The following is a 19,267-nucleotide window of genomic DNA, read 5'->3' as shown; positions in this document are numbered from 1 at the left end:
CGACCGCTGACAGCATCGCCGACGTAGGCCACTCAGGCATTCCCCACGGAATGCGTCCGAGTGTTATTCGGCCCGGCAATCAATTCGCATTCCACACCCATGCGCGCGTTCGCGCCAGAATTCTCCCGCTCTCCGAACGCAAGGAGTACGCATGACCGTCTCCACCGCCGAACCCGGCACGATCACCGGCTCCCTCCTCCTCGGCGACAGCCGCGGACTGCATCGCGTGGCCGAGGATCTCGCCCGGGGCATGCGGGTGGTCCAGCCTTTACGGGACACCCTCGCCGACCGGGAACTGGCGAAGACCCTCTCGTCGTGGAACTCCGCTCCAGGACATCCCGACGCGTTCGTCGCCTCCCTCTTCCCCGAGCCGTCGCAGGTGTCGAACGTCCCCTTCCTGCCGAAGGAACGGCTCCTGTCACCGGCGGAGAAGAGTGCCGCCGCCGATGCCTTCGCACGGGTGCTGGAGAGCTGCGAGTTCACGAGCGGTCCCGCCGTCACGGCCTTCGAGGACGCCGTCGCCGACCATGCCGGTCTGTCCTGCGCCGTCGCGACCGGCAGCGGGACGGACGCGCTCGCCATCGCCCTGCGTGCCGTGGGCGTCGAGCCGGGCGACGAGGTGATCTTGCCGGCCAACAGCTTCGCCGCCACCGAGAACGCGGTGTTCGCCTGCGGTGCCGTACCCGTACTCGCCGATGTGACCACGCCGGACGGCAATCTGGACCCCGAGTCGGTAGCGGAGCGGATCACCCCGCGCACCGTGGCGCTGCTCCCCGTCCATCTGTACGGCAAGCTCGCCGACATGGCCGGACTGCGGGCCGTCGCCGACCGGCACGGGCTGCGGATCGTCGAGGACGCCTGCCAGGCGATCGGGGTGACCGGGGTCGGGCGGTACTCCGACGCGGCGGCCCTCAGCTTCAACCCGTACAAGAACGTCGGGCTGTGCGGGAAGGCCGGTGCCGTGCTCACCGGCTCGGCCGAGATCGCCGAGCGCTGCCGGGTGCTCGGCTACCACGGGTTCGCGCCGGGCCGGAAAAACGTCAAGTGCGAGGCGTTCGGGCTCAACGCGCGTATCGACAACACCATGGCCGCGATCGGTCTGGCCCTGCTGCCCTGGACCGGTCTGCGCGGGCTGCGTCGTACGTATCTGGCCCGGCGCTACATCGAGGCGCTGCGGCCGCTGGCCGAGGAGGGCGTGATCGAGACGCCCGCCTTCGCTCCCGACCACTCCTGGCACCTCTTCCCCGTCCTCGCGGCCGGGGGCGCCGCGGCCCGTGACGCGCTGCTGGAGCGGCTGGCGCGGGAGAGCCGGGTGGAAACGGACGTCTACTACCCCGTCCTGACACACCGGCAGGAGACGCCGGTGCGCGAGCGGTTCTTCGGGCAGTCGCACCTGCCGCGGACCGAGTGGCTGCACGACCGGGTGCTGCATCTGCCGCTGCACGCGGGGCTGTCCCTCGGCGAGCAGGACCGCGTGGTCGAGGCCCTGTACGCGGCGACGCGCCGGGCGGCGGCATGACCGGCACCCTGCCGTTCGAGGCCGGCGGCGGCCCGGACCTCGGTCCGCCGCACCGTCTGCGTCTGCCGGACCCGGTGGGCTGGGCCGCGTTCTCCGACTTCGACGAGACCTACCTGGCCCATGCCGCGACCTCCGGGCAACGCGCCCACCTCGCCGCGCTGGAGGAGTTCCTGCTGACCGAGGCCGTGGAGCACGGTCTGCTGTTCGGCTGGGTCACCGGCAGCTCGCTGGCCTCCGTGCAGGAGAAGATGGCGCGCTGCGGCGCCCGCGTCCTGCCGCACTTCGTGGCCGGGGCACTCGGCACCGAGCTGACGTTCTTCCCCGACGGCGTCGCCCGCCCCGACCCCGAGTGGCGGCGGCTGCTGCGAGACAGCGGGTTCGACCGGGGCCGGGTGGAGACGGCCGTGGCGCAGCTCGCCCGGCACGGGACCGAGTTGTTCCCGCAGCACGAGGCGCACACCGGGAACTCCACCGAGTTCCTGGTCAACTACTACTTCCGCTCCCTCGGTGACCCGCGGCGCGACGAGCGGAGCCTCGGCCTCGTGCGCGAGGTCGCCCACGAGTACGGCCTCGGGCTCAACATCAGCCGCTGCAACCCGGCCACCGGGGACCCCGCCGACTGCTACGACGTCGACTTCCTCCCGCCGGTGTGCGGCAAGCGCAACGTCGTGAGGCATCTGTGTGCCCGCTACGGCGTCGCACCGGAGCGGACCCTCGCCTTCGGCGACAGCGGCAACGACCTGGAGATGCTGGGCGCCGTGCGCCACGGCTACCTCGTCGCCAACTGCACGCCCGAGGCCAGGAGCCGCTTCGCGAGGGTGTCCCCGCACCCGCACGCCCAGGCCCTCCTCACCGCCTTCCGTCACCACCTCGGCCACTGAACCGCTCCCCCGGCCCGGTGCGTCCGGGCCGTCGGGCCGTCCCTGAAAGAGGCAGACCATGCAGTTAGGAATCATCGGCGCCGGCGGCATCGCCCTCGCCCACCTGCGCGCCGCCGAGACCGTCCCCGGCGTCGTACCGGCCGGCGTGTACGACGTGCTGCCCGACAAGGCCGCGGAGCTGGCCGAGCGCTTCGGCTGCCCCGTCTTCTCCTCGACGACCGAGCTGTACCGGCATGTCGACGCGGTCGTCATCGCCTCGCCCAACCACACGCACGCCGACTACGCCGAGGAGGCCGTCCGGCACGGCTCGCACGTGCTGTGCGAGAAGCCGATGACGACGACGGTCGCGGAGGCCGAGCGCATCACCGCGCTGGCCGAGGAGAGCGGCCTGGTGTGCGCCATGGGCTTCAACTACCGCTATCTGGAGGCCATCGGCGAGATCAGGAACCTGGTACGGAGCGGGGAACTGGGCTCCATCCTCTTCGCCGAGGCCGCCTTCCGGCGCGGCAGCGCCCTGACCCGCTCCCGTTTCACCTGGCGGGACAGCGCGCTGGGCCGCTCCACCAGCGGCTCCCTCGGCGACCTGGGGGTGCATCTGGTCGACATGCTCGACCGGCTCTTCGACAGCCCGGTCGACAGCACGAGCTGCCGCACCAAGCTCCAGGTCAATGTGCCGCAGAAGGAGGGCCAGGACGTCCAGGTCGACGACTACGCCTTCGTCAGCGGCCGTCTGGAGAACGGCACCTTCTTCAACCTGGTCACCTCCAAGTCCTCGCTGCCGGAGGAGCTCGGCTTCTCGCTGAAGATCATCGGCGACCGCAAGGAGCTGTACTACCACTCCAAGGACGACACGACGTACTTCCTGAAGTCCCGTGTCACCTGGGAGCAGGGCACGTTCGCCCGCGAGGAGAGGCTCGCCTCGCCGCCCGGTGAGGTGCCCGGGTGGAGCGACACGTTCCGGCACCAGCTGCGGGAGTGGCGCGACGCGGTCTCCGCACAGGACACCGCCGGCGCGCGGAGCGGCGACAGCGCACTGGCCCGCTTCGGCGACGGGCTGCGCAGCCAGCGGGTGCTGGAGCGCCTGCTGGCGGGCGACGAGCAGGACGCGCTCGCCGCCGCGGTGCCCTCGTGACACCGCGCGACGCACAGGGCAGGGGCATCGGCATCGGCATCGGCACCGGCATCGCGGGGAAGAGGAACGTCTCTTGACCGGGACCTCGACGCGGGCCGCGCCGCACGACACCGCTGTGGCGCGGCCCCTGTTCAGTCCGTTCGCCGTCGTCGCCTCGTGTGTGGGCTTCGCGCTGATCGGGGCCCTGCAGGCGCTGTACGGTCCGGCGATCCCCGCGTTCCGCGCGGAGTTCGGCCTGTCGCCTGCCGCCGCCGGGCTGAGCCTGAGCGCTCACTTCGTCGGCGGCGTGGCCGGTGTGCTGCTGCTCAACCGGGTGCACGGGCGGCTGGGCAACAGAACCCTGCTGTCCGCCTCGTACGCGCTGATGGCGCTCGGCGGGGCCGGCTTCGCGCTGGCCTCCGCCTGGCCGTGGGCGCTGGCCTGCGCGCTGCTGACCGGGGTGGGCTTCGGCGGCATCGACTACGGACTCAACCAGCTGTTCTCGGTGGGGTTCGGCCGCCGCAGCCCGGCGATGCTCAACATCATCGGCGCGGCCTACGGCCTCGGCGCCGTGGGCGGTCCCGCGCTCCTGGGGCTGCTGGGCCCGGGTGAGTACCCGGCCGTCTTCGCCGGGTTCGCCGCGCTGTCCGCCGTACTGGTCCTGGCGCAGCGCGGCGTCCGCGAGGGCGGGGAGGCGCCCGCCCCGCCGGCGCCCGCGGAGGACGACGAGGACGAGAAGGGGACTCCCGGACCGCGGACTTCCGCGGCCCTGGTCGTCACGGTCTTCATCGCGCTGTACGTCCTGATGGTGGCGGTGGAGACCGGGGTCGGCGGCTGGGAGCCGACGCATCTGGAGTCCGTCGGGCACGACGCGGCGACCGCGGCCACGGCCACCTCGGCCTTCTGGCTGATGGTGACCGTGGGACGGCTGCTGGTCGCACCGCTGACGCTGCGCTGGCCGGTTCAGACGATCATGGTGGTCAGCTCCGTCGGCATGGTGGTCTGCCTCCTGCTGGCCCTGATCCCGGCGGCGGCCCCGTACGCGTACGCCGGTGTCGGCCTCTTCCACGCGCCGATCTTCCCCACGGGGCTGCCGTGGCTGTCCCGGGCGGTGCCGCGGGCACGACGGGCGGGGGCCCATGTGATCGCCGCCTCGATGATCGGCGGGGTCGCGGCCGGGCCGGTGCTGGGCAAGGGCATCGAACTGGCCGGTGTCGACGCCGTGCCGGTGCTGCTGGCCCTGCCCGCGGCCGGCTGCCTGGCGGCCACCTGGTGGCTGATCCGGGCGACGCGGGAGGACCCGTCTTCCTGAGGAAGGCCCGTCAGCGGGCGCTGTGCGTGTGGACGTACTCCACGAGCCGCGTCAGCGCGTCCGGGTCGGTGGACGGCATGACGCCGTGGCCCAGGTTGAAGATGTGACCCTCCAGGTCCGCCGCGCTGTCCAGGACCTCCCGGGTCTTCGCCTCGACGGCCTCCGTCGGGGCGAACAGCACGGTCGGGTCGAGGTTGCCCTGGAGCGCCTTGCCGGGGCCGACGCGGCGGACGGCCTCGTCCAGCGGGACGCGCCAGTCGACGCCGACGACGTCCGCGCCGGCCTCGCCCATGAGGCTCAGCAGCTCGCCGGTGCCGACGCCGAAGTGGATGCGCGGTACGCCGTAGCCGGCCACGGCCTCGAAGACCTTCGCCGAGGCGGGCAGCACCGAACGCCGGTAGTCGACGGGGGCCAGGGCGCCGGCCCAGGAGTCGAAGAGCTGGACCGCGGAGGCGCCCGCCTCGATCTGCACCTTGAGGAAGGCGGTCGTGATGTCGGCGAGGCGGTCGAGCAGGTCGGCCCAGAGCTCGGGGTCGCCGTACATCATCGCCTTGGCGTTCTCGTACGTGCGGGACGGGCCGCCCTCGACGAGGTAGCTGGCGAGGGTGAACGGGGCGCCGGCGAAGCCGATGAGGGGCGTGGCGCCGAGCTCGCGGGTCAGCAGGCCGATGGCCTCGGTGACGTAGGAGACGTCCTCGGGGGTCAGGTCGCGCAGCTGCGCGAGGTCCGCCCGGGTGCGGATCGGGCGCTCGACGACCGGGCCGACGCCGGGCTTGATGTCGAGGTCGACGCCGATGGCCTTGAGCGGGACGACGATGTCGCTGAAGTAGATCGCCGCGTCCACGTCGTGCCGGCGCACCGGCTGGAGCGTGATCTCGGTGACCAGTTCCGGCCGCATGCAGGACTCGAGCATCGGAATGCCCTCGCGGACCTTGCGGTACTCCGGCAGTGAGCGCCCGGCCTGCCGCATGAACCACACCGGAGTGTGCGGCACGGGCTCGCGCCGGCAGGCCTTGAGGAAGGCTGAGTCGTATGTGGCGGACGGCTGCTTGGCCCGGGGGGCGTCGTTGGCACTCACGGGGCCAAGTTTCGCACGCCGTCAAGGAGCGCGATTCAGCCCCTGGAGCGGCGCGGGGTGTCTAGCCCGGCACCCGGGGCCCGGTCCCCGTAACCTTCCCGCATGGCTGCGGCTCAGGGACGACTGTCGGACGGCGCTGGCGGAATGGACGAAGCGAAGGACACCGAGAACGACCGGAGGGAGGCGGACACCGCCCCGCTGCCCTTCCGGTCCGCCGTCGACGCGCTCAGGACGGCGCGGCTGCGGCCTCAGATCGAGATCGAGCCGACGCGCCCGCCGCAGCGGCTCGCCCCCTACACCTACGCGCTGGAGGCGGCGGTCGTCGACGACGACCAGGACCTGGCCGACGGCCGGCTGGTGCTGCTGCACGACCCGGCGGGGCACGAGGCCTGGCACGGCACGTTCCGGCTGGTGACGCTGGTGCGCGCGGAGCTTGAGCCGGAGATGGCGGCGGACCCGCTGCTGCCGGAGGTGTGCTGGACCTGGCTGACCGGCGCGCTCCAGGCGCGCGGGCTGGCGTGCGGGGAGCCGAGCGGCACCGTCACACGCGCGAGTTCGCACTACTTCGGCGGTCTGTCCGCACGCCCGGCCGCCTCGCAGATCGAGATCCGCGCGTCGTGGACGCCGCGCGAGGGCATGGGCGGGGTTCCGGACACGGCCGGGCACCTGGCGGCCTGGTGCGATCTGCTCGCCCAGGTCGCGGGACTGCCGCCGGCCGGGCCGGGCGACGCGTCGGTGGTGACCCTGCCGCAGCGGCGGGGACCCCAGTCCCGCTGACCGATGGCCCGCTGACCGCCCCCTGACCGCCCCGCACTGATCGACCTTGTGCGGGGCGGTCAGCCATGTCCGGTCGACGATCACACCCGCATCCCCCTCTTGGCCGAATCACTTTGTCGATACGGCCACTTTCGACCGCGTAGCGACGCAGAGCGAAACCGTTCGACCTTCGAATGATCGACCGCGTGTCCGAATTGCACGGATTGTTATCACCGAATCGTGATCATTCTCTAAAGGCGGACGGGTTCGGTGCCGAAGACGACTGTGACCTTGAAAGCACGGTTCGTCCCGGCTTCATCCCCACGAGCCGGCCCCGTCCCGCACCCCAGGAGGCCTGGTGTCCGTTCTCCTCGAGCAGCCCGCAAGCCTGGTCGCCTACCGCCCGAACAAGCCGACCGCCATGGTGGTCGTGGCCGACCCGCGCGTCCGCTCCACCGTCACCCGCCACCTGTGGGCGCTCGGTGTGCGCGATGTCATCGAGGCCTCGTCCATCGCGGAGGCTCGTCCCCGCATCGGCAACCCCCGCGACATCTGCGTCGCCGACGTCCACCTGCCGGACGGCTCCGGCCTCACCCTGCTGTCGGAGACCCGCGCGGCGGGCTGGCCCAACGGCCTCGCCCTCTCCGCCGCCGACGACATCGCCGCCGTGCGCAACGCGCTCGCTGGCGGGGTGAAGGGTTACGTCGTCACCGGCACCCGTACCAACGTCGGGCTCCCCACCCGGCCGGGCGCCGCCCCCATCGGAGCCGCCGCCGCGCGTCTGCACCGCCGCCCCCCGGGTGCCCCGAGTCACCCGGGCGGCTACCGCGAACTGTCCGGCCGTGAGGTCGAGGTGCTGCGACTGGTCGCGGAGGGCCAGTCGAACAAGGCGATCGGCGTCTCGATGGGCCTGTCCGCACTGACCGTCAAGAGCCACCTCGCCCGTATCGCCCGCAAGCTCGGCACGGGCGACCGTGCCGGCATGGTGGCGGTGGCGCTGCGGACCGGGATCATCCACTGATCCGTTCCGCCATGACCCTTTGTGATCATTCACTCACGTGAACGGGATCGTCCGCCGGTCCCCTTCACCCCAGGCGTGGCTCGCGAACCCCGTACTTCCCCGACGTGACTGGTTTGCGACCCTCGGGCGCCCGCCGACGGAACGTTCCGTCGGCGGGCGCTGTCCATACATGGATACCCTTGACATGTGACCGACGCCCACGACACCGCAGCAGACAGCTCACTGCGAACCACCGGAGGCGCCCCTCCGGACGACGGCGGATCTTCTGCTACGGAGGCGCCGACCCCCTTGCTCGAGCCGCGCGAGGGCATTCCGCCCGTGATCGCGGACGAGACCGCCCTGGCCCGGGTGATCGCCGCCTTCGCGGCGGGGACCGGCCCGGTCGCCGTCGACGCCGAGCGGGCGTCCGGCTACCGCTATGGCCAGCGCGCCTACCTGGTGCAGCTGCGCCGCGAGGGCGCGGGCTCGGCTCTGATCGACCCCGTGGCCTGCCCCGATCTGTCCGCCCTGGGCGAGGCCCTCTCCGGCGTCGAGTGGGTGCTGCACGCCGCCACCCAGGACCTGCCCTGTCTGCGCGAGATAGGCATGGTGCCGACGCGGCTCTTCGACACCGAGCTGGCCGGGCGGCTCGCCGGGTTCCCCCGGGTCGGCCTCGGCGCGATGGTCGAGGGCGTGCTCGGTTTCGTCCTGGAGAAGGGACACTCCGCGGTCGACTGGTCCACCCGGCCGCTGCCCGAGCCCTGGCTGCGGTACGCGGCGCTGGACGTCGAGCTGCTCGTCGACCTGCGTGACGCGCTGGAGAAGGAGCTGGACCGGCAGGGCAAGCTGGAGTGGGCCCGCCAGGAGTTCGACGCGATCGCCTCGGCCCCGCCACCGGAGCCGCGCAAGGACCCGTGGCGTCGTACGTCGGGCATGCACAAGGTGCGCCGGCGGCGGCAGCTCGCCGTCGTGCGGGAGCTGTGGCAGACCCGGGACCGGATCGCGCAGCGGCGGGACGTCTCGCCCGGCAAGGTGCTCGGGGACGCGGCCATCGTGGAGGCCGCGCTGGCCCTTCCGGCCAACGTGCACGCGCTCGCCGCGCTGAACGGTTTCGGACACCGGACGGGCAAGCGGCAGCTGGAGCAGTGGCAGGCGGCCGTGGACCGGGCGAAGGCGCTGACCGAGGCGCAGTTGCCGCAGCCGGGGCAGCCGGTCGCGGGGCCGCCGCCGCCGCGGGCCTGGGCCGACAAGGATCCCGTCGCCGCGGCGCGGCTGTCCGCCGCCCGGGCGGGGGTTTCGGCGCTGGCCGAGCAGATCAATATGCCGCAGGAGAATCTGATCACGCCGGACACGGTGCGGCGGGTCTGCTGGGAGCCGCCGGGTGTGGTGGATGCGGAGTCCGTGAGCGCCGCCCTTGTCGGGTACGGGGCTCGGGCTTGGCAGGTGGAGTTGGTGACGCCTGGGCTGGTCGAGGCGCTGTCCGTCAAGGAGGCCTAGCCGCCGCCCCGTCACTTGGTCGCTCCCCTGGTGAAGCCGTTGTAGATGAAGCGTTGCAGGAACAGGAAGACGATCAGCGTCGGGGCGATGACCAGGATCGCGCCTGCCGAGATGGTCTCCCAGTGGGCGCCGAAGGGGCCCTTGAAGCGGAACAGCGACGTCGAGATCACGCCAAGATCTTCGGAGGGCATGTAGAGGAAGGGGATGTAGAAGTCGTTGTAGACGTTGATCCCCTTCACGATCACGACCGTCGCGATCGCCGGTTTCAGCAGCGGGAAGATGATCTTCCGGTAGACCGTGAAGGCGTTGGCGCCGTCCAGCCGGGCCGACTCGTCGAGCGAGACCGGGATCGATCGTACGAACTGCAGGAAGATGTAGATCGAGACGATGTCCGTACCCATGTAGAGCGCGATCGGCGCCCAGAGACTGTCGAACATGCCGAAGCTGTTGACGATCTGGAAGGTGGCCACCTGGGTGGTCACCCCGGGGACCAGCGCGGCGACCAGGAACAGCGCCAGGACCAGCTTGCGGAGGCGGAACCGGAAGCGGTCGATGGCGTACGCCGTCATCGAGCCGATCAGGATCGTGCCCCCGACGGCGACCACCAGGATGATCGCCGTGTTGGCGAATGCCGAGAGCATCCGGCCGTCCTGGAACGCCGTCACGTAATTGGAGAAGTTGAGCGGGTCGTCGGGCAGCGCGAGGGCGCCGCTGTCGTCCGCCATCTCGCCGGAGGTCTTCAGCGAGGTCAGGAAGACCACGGCCAGCGGCAGGAACACGACCAGTGTCGCGAGGACCAGGGACAGATACACGAGGGCCCGGGCCACCGTACGGCGCGTCATACGAGGTCCACCTTGTCGTCCGGGACGAGGCGCCGCTGCACCCAGGTCACCGCCAGGATGATCAGCAGCAGTACGACGGCCGCCGCCGAGGCGAGGCCCGTCTTGTTGAACTGGAAGGCCAGCTTCACGGTCTGGATCACGAAGGTCTCGGTGCCGGTCGCACCGCCGGTCATGATGTACGGGATCTCGAAGACGGACAGCGACCCGGAGACGGACAGGATCACCGAGAGGCTCAGCACGGGCCGGATGCCGGGCGCGATGATGTGGCGGAACTGCTGCCAGCGGTTCGCCCCGTCGATCTCGGCCGCCTCGTACAGCTCCCCCGGGATGGACTGGATCGCCCCGAGGAAGAGGACGAAGTTCAGGCCCATGTACCGCCAGACCGAGACGCCGGCGAGCGAGACGTTGGCCGAGGTGGGCGTACCGAGCCAGGCGCGGTCGCCGTCGTAGCCGACGAGGCCCAGGATCGCGTCCAGGGTGCCGCCGTCCTGGAAGAAGTACAGGAAGACGAAGCCGATGGCGACGCCGTTGATCAGGTACGGGAAGAAGAGCACGCCCTTGAAGAAGTTACGGAAGCGGACGTTGAAGCTCAGGACGGTGGCGAAGTAGAGCGCGGCGGCGATCTGCACCACGGACGCGGCGAGGTAGTACCCGCTGACGAAGAACACCTCGAACAGCTCGGAGCGGGTGAAGAGTTCGGCGTAGTTCTCGGCGCCCGTGTACTGAAGCTCGGGGCTGACGCCGTCCCAGTCGGTGAAGCTGTACGCGACCATGTTGACGATCGGCGCGTAGGTGAACGTGATCAGCAGGACGAGCGGGGCGAGGAGGAACAGCCAGGGCGTCACGCCCCGCCACCGCCGGGTGGGCCGGGCCATCAGGAGCCCAGGTTCCGCTGCGCCTCGGTCCACTTGTCGCCGAGTCCGGCCAGGAAGTCGTCCAGGCCGCCCTTGCGCGCACCGCGGGCGAGATCGACGAGGTCCTGGCGGTAGTCGGGCTTGTAGATGCCGACCTCGGACTGGTTGTCGATGGACTTGACCTCGGCGCCCTTGGTGTCGTCGATGTCGAGGAGCTTCACGCCCGCCTCCTCGTACGGCTTCAGGACGTCGGGCAGCGGGGCGTCCTTGAGGGGCGAGAGGGCGAGATTGGCGTCCGCGTAGCCGGACTTGTCGGTGAACCAGTCGATCCAGGCGCGGGCGGCGGCCTTGTTGTCGGAGTTGACGTTGACGGCCTGCTGGTAGTCGGGGGACGTCACCGCGCAGAACGTGCCGTCCTTCTGCGCGGGGAAGGGCATGAAGCCGATGTCGGCCGGGTCGGTGCCCGCCTGCTTCGCCGCGTCCCGCATCTGCACGATCGCCCAGGAGCCGAGCCACATCGTGGCGATCTCGCCCTTGGCCAGCTTGGGCTTGGACGCCTCCCAGTTGGTGGTCGTCGGGTCCTTCTCGATCAGGTCCGACTTCACGATGTCGTGGAGCAGCGTGTCACCGACCCGCAGATCGGCGCCGGCGGCCCACGGATCGCCCTCGGCGAGACGCGTGGTGGCCCCGGTGTCGCAGCCGACCGAGCCGTTGACGTTCGTCCACTGGGTCAGCGGCCACATGTCCTTGAAGTTGGTGTAGTACGGGACCGCCTCGGACTCGGCCTTGATCGCCTTGAGGTCGTCGAGGAACTCGGCCGGGGTCGTGGGCCAGTCGGTGATGCCGGCCGCGCTCCACACCTTCTTGTTGTAGACGAAGCCGGGGACCACGCCGATCGGGCTCTGCCCGTAGACCTTGTCCCGCACGGTGGAGTAGTCGGTGAAGCGGTACTTCTCGCTCCGCTCGGCCCGGGTGCCCAGCGAGGCGAAGAACTTCGGGTAGTCCTTCTTCTCGATCACGGCCGGGATCATGAGGACGTCGCCGTAGTTCTCGGTGTTCATACGGATCTTGACCTCGCCCTCGTAGTCGGTGAGGCCCTCGAACTCGACCTTCACCTTGGGGTAGGTCTTGCTGAACTCGGCGGCGTACTTCTTCATCGTCCCGTCCTGCACGAGGTCGGTCCGGTGGGTGAGGACGGTGATGGTCCCGCTGACCTTGCCGGGATCGTCGGGCGCCTCGGCGTCCGCGCCCTGGGAGGTGCCTCCGGTGCCGGTGCAGCCCGAGGCGAGCAGGGCGGCGCCCACGGCGAGGGCGAGGAGAGTACGGCGGTTCATGTGCATCAGCTCCGTTCGCGGAGGAGAACTCGGGACGGAAGAGCACGTGCGGTATGGCTGGTTCGGCACTCTGACAGCGCTTTCCTCAACCGGTAAAGTCCCATTCCCGCCAACGATGCGAAACCTGGACACGACTCTTCACTGGACCGGTTAAGGGAGTGCGCATGCTGGAGGCCACACCGCTCGGAGACGGATGGATCCTGCGGCACGAGTCGGACACACTGCCGGCCTCCGTGCCGGGCTGCGTGCACACCGACCTGATGGCGGCCGGGGTGATCCCGGATCCGTTCCTGGGCCAGGGCGAGTCAGAGGTGGCGTGGGTGGGGCGCCGGGACTGGACGTACGAGCGGGAGCTCGGGGTCCCCGGCGCACAGGAGCAGACCGACCTGGTCTTCGACGGGCTCGACACCGTCGCCGAGATCTCCCTGGACGGGCGGCCGCTGGGCACGGTGCGGAACATGCACCGCTCGTACCGCTTCGATGTGACGGGGCTGTCCGGGCTGCTGTCGGTGCGGTTCGTCTCCGCCTACGCCGAGGCCGAGGCCGTGCGGGGTCGCCTGGGCGAACGGCCCGCCGCCTACGCCGAGCCCTATCAGTACCTCCGCAAGATGGCCTGCTCCTTCGGCTGGGACTGGGGGCCGACCCTGGTGACGGCCGGGATCTGGCGGCCGGTGCGCCTGGAGCACTGGTCGACGGCCCGGATCGCCCGGGTGCGTCCGCTGGTCACCGTCGAGGAGGGTGTGGGGGTCGTCGAACTGGCCGTTGACGTCGAGCGGACCCGGGTAGAGGTGCCGCTGGCCGTGGAGGCGACGGTGGGCGGGGTGCGGGCCCGTGCGGAACTGGACGGGGCGCACGGGGCGGTACGGCTCCGGGTGCCGGACGCGGAGCTGTGGTGGCCGCGCGGGTATGGCGAACAACCGCTGTACGACGTCGAGTTGAGCTTGCTGGGCGATGGCGGCGCCCTGGATGTGTGGCGGCGGCGGATCGGCTTCCGGACCGTGGAGCTCGACCGGCGGCCCGATTCGCACGGCACCGGGTTCACCCTCGTCGTCAACGGCGAGCGGCTCTTCGCACGCGGCGTCAACTGGATCCCGGACGACGTCTTCCCGTCCCGCATCACCCGCGCTCGCTACCGGCAGCGACTGGAGCAGGCCGCCGCCGCGGGCGTGGACCTCGTACGGATCTGGGGCGGCGGGATCTACGAGAGCGAGGACTTCTACGACGCCTGCGACGAACTCGGGCTGCTGGTCTGGCAGGACTTCCCGTTCGCCTGCGCGGCCTACCCGGAGGAGCAGCCGCTGCGCGGCGAGGTGGAGGCCGAGGCGCGGGAGAACGTCGTACGGCTGATGCCGCATCCGTCGCTGGTGCTGTGGAACGGCAACAACGAGAACCTGTGGGGCTTCCGGGACTGGGCGTGGGAGCCGAGGCTGGCCGGGGACTCCTGGGGCGAGGGCTACTACCTGGGCGTGCTGCCGCGTGTGGTGGCCGAGCTGGATCCGACCCGGCCGTACACGGCGGGCAGTCCCTGGTCCGGGTCTTGGCGGCACCATCCGAACGACCTGGCGCACGGCACGCACCATTCGTGGGAGGTGTGGAACCGGGAGGACTACGCCGACTACCGGCTGAGCGTGCCGCGGTTCGTCGCCGAGTTCGGCTGGCAGGCGCCGCCCGCGTACGCCACCCTGCGCCGGGCGCTGCCCGGGGAGGCCCTCGCGCCGGACTCCCCCGGCATGCTGCACCACCAGAAGGCCGACGACGGCAACGGCAAGCTGGAACGGGGGCTGGCCCGGCATTTCGCCTTGCCGGACGGGGATTTCGACCGCTGGCACTATCTGACGCAGGTCAACCAGGCGCGTGCCGTCGCCGCCGGGATCGAGCACTGGCGCTCGCACTGGCCGGTGTGCGCGGGCACGGTCGTCTGGCAGCTCAACGACTGCTGGCCGGTGACCTCCTGGGCTGCGGTCGACGGTGACGGGCGCGAGAAGCCGCTGTACCACGAGCTGAAGCGGCTGTACGCGGACCGGTTGCTGACGCTCCAGGAGGGTGACGGCAAACTGGTGCTGGCCGCCGTGAACCAGGGGGCGGAGGAGTGGTCGGGGACGCTGATCCTGCGCCGGGTGTCCGTCGAGGGCGAGGTGCTGGGGCGGGCGGATGTGGAACTGGCGGCCGGGAGGCGGGCCGTGGCCCGGGTCGGTGTCCCGCCAGAGCTGACGCCCGACGGGCCGAAGGAGTTCCTGGTGGCGGACGCGGACGGCCTGCGGGCGCTGCACTTCCCGGTACCGGACCGCGAAGTCCTCTATCCCGCACCGCGGTTCGATGTCGCGCTCGCGCCCGGCGGTGTCACCGTGACCGCCCGCACCCTGGTCCGGGATCTGCTGCTCCAGGCCGACCGGCTGGATCCGCAGGCCCGGGCCGACCGGGGGCTGGTCACGCTGCTGCCGGGCGAAGAGGTGACCATCGGGGTGCGCGGCTGGAAGACTCCGGACGCTCGGCATGCTCGTTCGGCCCTGTACTGCGTGGAGCCCACTCGATGACGGCAACGCCCGCCCCCCGCGTCACCATCAAGGACGTCGCCGCGCTCGCCGGTGTGTCCAAGGGTGCCGTGTCACTCGCCTTCAACCACAAGCCGGGCCTGTCGGAGGCGACCCGGGACCGGATCTTCCGGGCCGCGCGGGAGCTGGGCTGGGCACCGAACCTCACGGCGCGGACGCTGGCCGGTTCGCGCGTGGACGTGGTGGGTCTCGCGGTGTGCAGGCCGGCGCGGATGCTGGGGCTCGAGCCCTGGTACATGGATTTCGTCTCGGGTGTCGAGAGCGTGCTGGCCGAGCACTCCTGCTCCCTGCTGCTGCGGCTCGTACGGAATCTGGACGAGGAGACCGGGGTCCAGGAGGCGTGGTGGCGGGGGCGGCAGATCGGCGGGTCGATCCTGGTCGACTTCCGCGCCGGCGATCCCCGGGTGGGCCTGGTGGAGCGGCTCGGGCTGCCGGTGGTCGCGGTCGGGCATCCCTCGCTGACCGGGGGGCTCACCTCGGTGTGGACGGACGACGCCACGGCCGTGACGGAGGCGGTGCGCTATCTGGCGGCGCTCGGGCACCGGCGGATCGCCCGGGTCGGCGGGGCGGCGGCCCTCGGGCACACGGCCATCCGGACGGCGGCGTTCGACGAGGCGGCGGGAGCGCTGGCACTGGCCGGGGCGTGGCAGGTCGCGACGGACTTCTCCGGGGACGCGGGGGCGCGGGCGACACGGTCCCTGCTGACGGCCGCGCCGCCGGACCGGCCGACGGCGATCGTGTACGACAACGACATCATGGCGGTGGCGGGGCTGTCGGTGGCGGCGGAGATGGGGCTGCGGGTGCCGGACGACGTCTCGCTGCTGGCGTGGGACGACTCGCAGCTGTGCCGGCTGACGCATCCGACGCTGTCCGCCATGAGTCATGACGTGCACGGGTTCGGGGCGGAGGTGGCCCGGACGCTGTTCGGGGTGATCACCGGAGAGGGGACGGCCGGATCGCATCCGGTGCCTACGCCGGTGCTGACGCCTCGGGGGTCCACGGCACCCCCGAAGGTGTGACCTTCACCGCTCCGCCTGTCAGGACTGTGCAGCTACGTTACCCATAAGTAGCATGGGCCTGAGCGCGCGCTCAGCGCACCTCGCAGCAGCAATGCAGTTCCGGACCCTGGAGGAGAGCCATCGTGCCTCGTACCGTCAGGGACGTCGTCTTCGTCGACGGCGTCCGCACCCCGTTCGGCAAGGCGGGACCGAAGGGCATCTACCACGAGACCCGTGCCGACGACCTCGTCGTGAAGGCGATCCGGGAGCTGCTGCGCCGCAACCCCGGTCTCGACCCGAAGAAGATCGACGAGGTCGCCATCGCCGCGACCACGCAGATCGGTGACCAGGGCCTGACCATCGGCCGTACGGCCGGGATCCTGGCCGGTCTCCCGCAGTCCGTCCCGGGCTACTCCATCGACCGCATGTGCGCCGGCGCCCTGACGGCCGTGACCGCGGTCGCCGGTTCCGTCGCCTTCGGCGCCTACGACGTCGCCATCGCCGGCGGTGTCGAGCACATGGGCCGCCACCCCATGGGCGAGGGCGTCGACCCGAACCCGCGGTTCGTGAGCGAGAAGCTGGTCGACGAGTCGGCCCTGTTCATGGGCATGACCGCGGAGAACCTGCACGACCGCTACCCGCACATCACCAAGCAGCGCGCCGACGAGTACGCCGTGCGCTCCCAGGAGAAGGCCGCCAAGGCGTACGCCGACGGCAAGATCCAGGCCGACCTGGTGCCGATCTCCGTACGCCGTACCTCCCCCGAGGCCGGCGAGACGGGCTGGGGCCTGGTCACCGCCGACGAGCCGATGCGCCCGGGCACGACCCTGGAGAACCTCTCCGGCCTGAAGACCCCGTTCCGGGTGCACGGCCGGGTCACCGCCGGTAACGCGGCCGGTCTGAACGACGGCGCCACCGCCTCGGTCATCGCCTCCGAGGAGTTCGCGCGGGAGAACGACCTTCCCGTCAAGATGCGTCTGGTGTCGTACTCCTTCGTGGGTGTCGAGCCGGAGGTCATGGGCTACGGCCCGATCCCGGCCACGGAGAAGGCGCTGGCCCAGGCGGGCCTGTCGATCTCCGACATCGGCCTGTTCGAGGTCAACGAGGCCTTCGCCGTCCAGGTCCTGGCCTTCCTCGACCACTACGGCATCGCCGACGACGACGCGCGCGTCAACCAGTACGGCGGCGCCATCGCCTTCGGCCACCCGCTGGCCTCCTCCGGCGTCCGTCTGATGACGCAGCTGGCCCGCCAGTTCGAGGAGCAGCCGCACGTCCGCTACGGCCTGACCACCATGTGCGTCGGCTTCGGCATGGGCGCGACGGTCATCTGGGAGAACCCGCACTTCGAGGGGGACAAGTGAGCACCACCGCCGAGCTTCTGAAGCAGGCTTCCGACCTGTTCCCGGACGAGGTCGTCACACAGGCGCACGTCCGCCACTTCGACCTCCCCCTGGGTGCCGGGCGCTTCGCCCTGATCACCCTGGACAACGGCCTGGACCACACCAAGCCGACCACCTTCGGCCCGGCATCGCTGGCCAACCTCGACGCCGCGATCGACCAGGTCGCGAAGGAGGCGGCGGACGGCGAGATCACCGGCGTCGGCCTCACCGGCAAGCCGTTCATCTTCGCGGTCGGCGCCGACCTCAAGGGCGTGGAGATCCTCAAGGAGTACGAGCACGCGCTCGCCATCGGCAAGGGCGGCCACGAGGTCTTCAAGCGGCTGTCCAAGCTGGCGGTCCCGACCTTCGCGTACTACAACGGCGCCGCGATGGGCGGCGGTGTCGAGGTCGGTCTGCACTGCACCTACCGCACCGTCTCCGCGGCCCTCCCGGCGTTCTCGCTCCCCGAGGTCTTCCTCGGTCTGGTCCCCGGCTGGGGCGGCTGCGCCCTGCTGCCGAACCTGATCGGCCCGGAGAAGGCCGTCTCGGTGATCATCGAGAACAGCCTCAACCAGAACAAGCAGCTCAAGGGCAAGCAGGTCTACGAGCTCGGGATCGCCGACGCGCTCTTCGAGGGCGCGGACTTCCTGGAGCAGTCGCTGATCTGGACCGCGGCCGTCCTCAAGGGCGAGATCGAGATCGAGCGCCCGGTGATCGACCGCGGCGAGGCCTGGGACCAGGCCGTCGCCAAGGGCCGTTTCATCGCGGACTCCAAGGTGCACGGCGCCGCCCCGGCCGCCTACCGCGCCCTGGACATCATCGCCGCCGCCAAGAACGGCGACCTCCAGCAGGGCTACGACGCCGAGGACAAGGCGCTCGCCGACCTGATCATGGGCGGTGAACTGCGCTCCGGCATCTACGCCTTCAACCTGGTGCAGAAGCGCGGCAAGCGCCCGGCCGGCGCCCCGGACAAGAACCTGGCCCGCCCGGTCACCAAGGTCGGTGTCGTCGGCGCCGGTCTGATGGCCAGCCAGCTGGCGCTGCTGTTCCTGCGCCGCCTGGAGGTGCCGGTCGTCCTGACCGACATCGACCAGGAGCGCGTCGACAAGGGTGTGGGCTATGTCCACGCCGAGATCGACAAACTGCTCGGCAAGGGACGTATCAACCAGGACAAGGCCAACCGCCTCAAGGCGCTGGTGTCCGGTGTGCTGGACAAGGCCGAGGGCTTCGCGGACGCCGACTTCATCATCGAGGCGGTCTTCGAGGAGATCGGCGTCAAGCAGCAGGTGTTCGCGGAGGTCGAGGCGGTCGCCCCGGCGCACGCCATCTTCGCCACCAACACCTCCTCGCTGTCGGTCTCCGAGATGGCGTCGAAGCTCAAGAACCCCGAGCGGGTCGTGGGCTTCCACTTCTTCAACCCGGTCGCGGTCCTCCCGCTCCTGGAGATCGTGCGCGGCGAGAAGACCGACGACGCCTCCCTGGCCACGGCGTTCGCCGTCGCCAAGAAGCTGAAGAAGACCGCGGTCCTCACCAAGGACGCCCCGGCGTTCGTCGTGAACCGCATCCTGACGCGCTTCATGGGCGAGATCCAGAACGTCATCGACGAGGGCACCCCGGTCGCGGTCGCCGAGAAGGCCGTCGAGCCGCTCGGTCTGCCGATGTCGCCGCTGGTCCTGCTGGAGCTGGTCGGCCCGGCGATCGGTCTGCATGTCTCGGAGACGCTCAACAGGGCGTTCCCGGACCGCTTCACGGTCTCCCCGAACCTCGCGGCCGTCGTCAAGGCGGGCAAGCGCGGCTTCTACGTCTACGACTCCGGGAAGCCGGAGCTGGACCCCGAGGTCGCCGCGCTGCTGAAGCAGGGCGACTCCGTCCTGACCGAGGAGCAGGTCCGCGACCGCGTGCTGGACGCCGTGGCGCAGGAGATCGGGATCATGCTCGACGAGGGCGTCGTCGCCGAGGCGCAGGACATCGACCTGTGCCTCATCACGGGCGCCGGCTGGCCGTTCCACCTGGGCGGCATCACGCCGTACCTGGACCGCGAGGGTGTCTCCGAGCGGGTCAACGGCAAGAGGTTCCTCGCGCAGGGCGTGGCGAGCATCCCCGCGTAACGCGTAACCCCTGAGGGGGGTGGGGCGTACGGTAACAATCCGTGCA

The 19,267-nt window shown here is 70.8% G+C and carries 15 protein-coding genes; 11 read left to right on the top strand and 4 right to left on the bottom strand.

What is annotated here, in order from left to right; genetic code table 11:
• Positions 1 to 151 precede the first annotated feature (151 nt).
• The 4 genes from ACFT32_RS31345 to ACFT32_RS31330 all read left to right on the top strand — a co-directional run bounded on the left by ACFT32_RS31345 (position 152) and on the right by ACFT32_RS31330 (position 4,823).
• Positions 152 to 1,519, top strand: a complete 1,368-nt coding sequence (locus ACFT32_RS31345) for a DegT/DnrJ/EryC1/StrS family aminotransferase (RefSeq protein WP_382496017.1) — start codon at positions 152 to 154, stop codon at positions 1,517 to 1,519.
• Positions 1,516 to 2,400, top strand: coding sequence for an HAD-IIB family hydrolase (locus tag ACFT32_RS31340; protein ID WP_382496015.1), 885 nt, complete (start codon positions 1,516 to 1,518; stop codon positions 2,398 to 2,400). Before ACFT32_RS31345 ends, ACFT32_RS31340 begins: the two co-directional genes overlap by 4 nt.
• A 58-nt stretch (positions 2,401 to 2,458) precedes the next feature.
• A complete protein-coding gene (locus ACFT32_RS31335; protein WP_382496013.1) occupies positions 2,459 to 3,532 on the top strand; it encodes a Gfo/Idh/MocA family protein in 1,074 nt (357 codons plus the stop codon).
• A gap of 73 nt (positions 3,533 to 3,605) precedes the next feature.
• Entirely contained in the window at positions 3,606 to 4,823 is a 1,218-nt protein-coding gene (locus ACFT32_RS31330; protein ID WP_382496011.1) for an MFS transporter, read from the top strand.
• Between the two features lie 10 nt (positions 4,824 to 4,833).
• On the opposite strand, the gene hemE is transcribed toward ACFT32_RS31330, so the two are convergent.
• Entirely contained in the window at positions 4,834 to 5,901 is a 1,068-nt protein-coding gene (hemE, locus tag ACFT32_RS31325; RefSeq protein WP_382496009.1) for a uroporphyrinogen decarboxylase, read from the bottom strand.
• 102 nt (positions 5,902 to 6,003) lie between these two features.
• On the opposite strand from hemE, the gene ACFT32_RS31320 reads away from it, so the two are divergent.
• The 3 genes from ACFT32_RS31320 (at position 6,004) to ACFT32_RS31310 (ending at position 9,154) form a co-directional block, all read left to right on the top strand.
• Entirely contained in the window at positions 6,004 to 6,678 is a 675-nt protein-coding gene (locus ACFT32_RS31320) for a DUF3000 domain-containing protein (RefSeq protein WP_382496007.1), read from the top strand.
• A gap of 337 nt (positions 6,679 to 7,015) precedes the next feature.
• Complete coding sequence (locus tag ACFT32_RS31315; protein ID WP_184589340.1) at positions 7,016 to 7,678, top strand: response regulator transcription factor; 663 nt, start codon at positions 7,016 to 7,018, stop codon at positions 7,676 to 7,678.
• A 186-nt stretch (positions 7,679 to 7,864) separates the two neighbouring features.
• A complete protein-coding gene (locus ACFT32_RS31310) occupies positions 7,865 to 9,154 on the top strand; it encodes a ribonuclease D (RefSeq protein WP_382496005.1) in 1,290 nt (429 codons plus the stop codon).
• An 11-nt stretch (positions 9,155 to 9,165) separates the two neighbouring features.
• Here ACFT32_RS31310 and ACFT32_RS31305 read toward each other — a convergent pair whose 3' ends face one another.
• The 3 genes from ACFT32_RS31305 to ACFT32_RS31295 are packed head-to-tail and all read right to left on the bottom strand — an operon-like array spanning position 9,166 to position 12,184.
• Positions 9,166 to 9,996: a carbohydrate ABC transporter permease gene (locus ACFT32_RS31305; protein ID WP_382496003.1), complete on the bottom strand. Its 831-nt coding sequence runs from the start codon at positions 9,994 to 9,996 to the stop codon at positions 9,166 to 9,168.
• A complete protein-coding gene (locus ACFT32_RS31300) occupies positions 9,993 to 10,871 on the bottom strand; it encodes a carbohydrate ABC transporter permease (protein ID WP_382496001.1) in 879 nt (292 codons plus the stop codon). Before ACFT32_RS31300 ends, ACFT32_RS31305 begins: the two co-directional genes overlap by 4 nt.
• Positions 10,871 to 12,184: an ABC transporter substrate-binding protein gene (locus ACFT32_RS31295; protein WP_382495999.1), complete on the bottom strand. Its 1,314-nt coding sequence runs from the start codon at positions 12,182 to 12,184 to the stop codon at positions 10,871 to 10,873. The genes ACFT32_RS31300 and ACFT32_RS31295 overlap by 1 nt, the downstream gene beginning before the upstream one ends.
• A 164-nt stretch (positions 12,185 to 12,348) precedes the next feature.
• Here ACFT32_RS31295 and ACFT32_RS31290 point away from each other — a divergent pair, with 164 nt between their 5' ends.
• From ACFT32_RS31290 to ACFT32_RS31275, 4 genes are all read left to right on the top strand, one after another.
• Complete coding sequence (locus ACFT32_RS31290) at positions 12,349 to 14,718, top strand: glycoside hydrolase family 2 protein (protein ID WP_382495997.1); 2,370 nt, start codon at positions 12,349 to 12,351, stop codon at positions 14,716 to 14,718.
• Positions 14,715 to 15,755 carry a LacI family DNA-binding transcriptional regulator gene (locus tag ACFT32_RS31285; RefSeq protein ID WP_382495995.1) on the top strand — a complete coding sequence of 347 codons (1,041 nt, stop codon included), beginning with the start codon at positions 14,715 to 14,717 and terminating at the stop codon, positions 15,753 to 15,755. The genes ACFT32_RS31290 and ACFT32_RS31285 overlap by 4 nt, the downstream gene beginning before the upstream one ends.
• 122 nt (positions 15,756 to 15,877) lie before the next feature.
• Positions 15,878 to 17,095 carry a thiolase family protein gene (locus ACFT32_RS31280; RefSeq protein ID WP_382495993.1) on the top strand — a complete coding sequence of 406 codons (1,218 nt, stop codon included), beginning with the start codon at positions 15,878 to 15,880 and terminating at the stop codon, positions 17,093 to 17,095.
• A complete protein-coding gene (locus ACFT32_RS31275) occupies positions 17,092 to 19,221 on the top strand; it encodes a 3-hydroxyacyl-CoA dehydrogenase NAD-binding domain-containing protein (RefSeq protein ID WP_382495991.1) in 2,130 nt (709 codons plus the stop codon). Before ACFT32_RS31280 ends, ACFT32_RS31275 begins: the two co-directional genes overlap by 4 nt.
• The last annotated feature ends 46 nt before the right edge of the window (positions 19,222 to 19,267 follow it).

This window comes from Streptomyces sp. NPDC057002, assembly GCF_042673825.1.
GTDB lineage: Bacteria > Actinomycetota > Actinomycetes > Streptomycetales > Streptomycetaceae > Streptomyces.
This window is presented reverse-complemented; position numbering and strand designations above follow the sequence as displayed.

Bases quoted from the DNA above. Each gene is read 5' to 3' on its own strand.
- ACFT32_RS31335 (WP_382496013.1), top strand. From the start codon at position 2,459: ATGCAGTTAGGAATCATCGGCGCCGGCGGCATCGCCCTCGCCCACCTG.
- ACFT32_RS31290 (WP_382495997.1), top strand. From the start codon at position 12,349: ATGCTGGAGGCCACACCGCTCGGAGACGGATGGATCCTGCGGCACGAG.
- ACFT32_RS31300 (WP_382496001.1), bottom strand. From the start codon at position 10,871: ATGGCCCGGCCCACCCGGCGGTGGCGGGGCGTGACGCCCTGGCTGTTC.
- ACFT32_RS31320 (WP_382496007.1), top strand. From the start codon at position 6,004: ATGGCTGCGGCTCAGGGACGACTGTCGGACGGCGCTGGCGGAATGGAC.
- ACFT32_RS31295 (WP_382495999.1), bottom strand. From the start codon at position 12,184: ATGAACCGCCGTACTCTCCTCGCCCTCGCCGTGGGCGCCGCCCTGCTC.
- ACFT32_RS31285 (WP_382495995.1), top strand. From the start codon at position 14,715: ATGACGGCAACGCCCGCCCCCCGCGTCACCATCAAGGACGTCGCCGCG.
- ACFT32_RS31340 (WP_382496015.1), top strand. From the start codon at position 1,516: ATGACCGGCACCCTGCCGTTCGAGGCCGGCGGCGGCCCGGACCTCGGT.
- ACFT32_RS31305 (WP_382496003.1), bottom strand. From the start codon at position 9,996: ATGACGCGCCGTACGGTGGCCCGGGCCCTCGTGTATCTGTCCCTGGTC.
- ACFT32_RS31345 (WP_382496017.1), top strand. From the start codon at position 152: ATGACCGTCTCCACCGCCGAACCCGGCACGATCACCGGCTCCCTCCTC.